A 1,930-nucleotide genomic window follows, 5' to 3' on the forward strand; every position below is an offset into this window, starting at 1 on the left:
CGACGACGCCGACAACACCAGGCCCGCACCTCCCACTACCGACGCCGCGGCCACCTCCCATAAGTGCCGTTGCAGTATTAGGCCGGCAAGGCCGTGCGCACATCCGTCGTCGCCGCTACCGTCCCCGTCATCGTGGCGGGGAGTGGATAGGCGGCGGCCTCACTGGGCGACTTCCGACGTACTGGTTAAGACGAATTCAATTGTGGTGGAACCAAACTTGCTCGAATGGTGTGACCGACGAAGCTCTCGCGGATGCCGGTGACGGTATCGGTGGGATCCCGCGATGCCGCGTGCTACGCCCAGCGCTCGAGCCGTGCTGCCGGGTGCCCGAGGCGGCAGCGGATGTCATCATGGGATACGGAGCTGTTCAACATCTTTGGAGGTTCGTGGTGTCGTGTCGGGGTGGGCTAGTGGGAGAACGGGCCGTCCGAACAATGAGGTCCGTGCTGACGCCCCCTGTCATGTGAGTGCGTTTGGTGTGCTTTGTTTTGAGTCTTGTGCGGTTCGACGCGTTTCGATAAGATAGAACACATGTGGCGCTCCTGAGGTTTGTGTGGGCGTCATTTCTGCTGTTCAGGGTGGGTTGTGTTGTTGGACGCAGCGTTCGGCGAGTTGCCGGTGAAATGAGGGACGCGCACGTGTTGGGCCTCTAGATTTCGGGGTTCCTACACCAACCTCAACCCGGAGGACCGCTACACGTGCGCGTCAGTACTGCATTTAACCGTCTGCTTCAAATCCCCGGTGCATCGGTGTCGGATGTGTCGATCACAGACGACTCCGTCGAGGTCACCGTCAGGCTCGCAGCACGCCGTGTGAAGTGCCCATGCGGCTACACGAGCGCCGCGGCCTACGACCACGCGCCGCGGCGCTGGCGCCATCTCGACTTCGGCCGCCACAAGGTGTGGTTGAAGTATCCGATCCGACGGATCGAGTGCCCGACCTGCGGCGTCCGGACCGAGGACATTCCGTGGGCGCGTCCGACAGCACGGCATACACGCGACTTCGAGGACATGGTGCTGTGGTTGGTCACCCGCACCGATCGGACCTCGGTGTCGACCTTGATGCGCTGTGCATGGCGGACGGTCACCTCCATCGTCACGCGGGCAGTCGATGCGTTGATCGACTCGCGCAGGCTCGAGAATTTGTATCGAATCGGAGTCGACGAAATCTGCTACCGACATCCGCACAAGTACCTCACCATCGTCGGCGATCACGACACCGGCAAGGTCGTCTACATCACCGAGGGCCGGGGCCGAGACTCGTTTTCGGAGTTCTTCGAGCAGCAGTCGGCGAAAGAGCGCGACAAGGTGCAGGTGGTGTCGATGGACGGCTCTCCCGCCTTCCGTGCCGCCGCAGAGGATCACGTCCCGCAGGCTCGTCAGTGTATGGACCCCTTTCATGTGATGCAGTGGGTGAACCGAGCCTTGGATCGTGTGTTCTCCGACGCGGCGTCTGTTCGCCGGACCTTGTCGATGCAAGCCCCGGAATGGCGTAAAGCTCGCACAGTGTTGCGGCTCGGTCAGAATCGGCTCACCAAGAAACACAAGTCGTTGCTGCGGACGGTGACCGCAGCCGATACCGAGGTCGGGACAGCGTGGCGTCTGAAGGAGCAGTTCCGCGATCTCTACCGCAAGATCGCGCCCCAGAACGCTGCACGGTATCTACGGCGGTGGATCGAAGAAGCGCAGTCCTGCGGGATCAACGCGTTCGTACAACTGGCCCGGATGATCGACAAGAAATCCGAGCAAATCTGTGCAGCAATCGAGTTGGGGATATCCAATGCCCTTATCGAGGGGATCAACTCGAAGATCAGACTGATCAATGCCCGCGGTTACGGTCATCATTCAGCAAAATCACTCACGGCGATGATCTATCTCAATCTCGGCGGAATCGAGGTAAAACTGCCCACACAAACGTAAGGAGGGGCACG

At 60.7% G+C, this 1,930-nt stretch carries 1 protein-coding gene; it reads left to right on the top strand.

Annotation, left to right across the window (positions count from 1 at the left end; translation table 11 throughout):
* Positions 1 to 698 precede the first annotated feature (698 nt).
* Entirely contained in the window at positions 699 to 1,919 is a 1,221-nt protein-coding gene (locus MLGJGCBP_RS47490; protein ID WP_160097904.1) for an ISL3 family transposase, read from the top strand.
* The last annotated feature ends 11 nt before the right edge of the window (positions 1,920 to 1,930 follow it).

This window comes from Rhodococcus sp. T7, from assembly GCF_009872365.1.
GTDB lineage: Bacteria > Actinomycetota > Actinomycetes > Mycobacteriales > Mycobacteriaceae > Rhodococcus_F.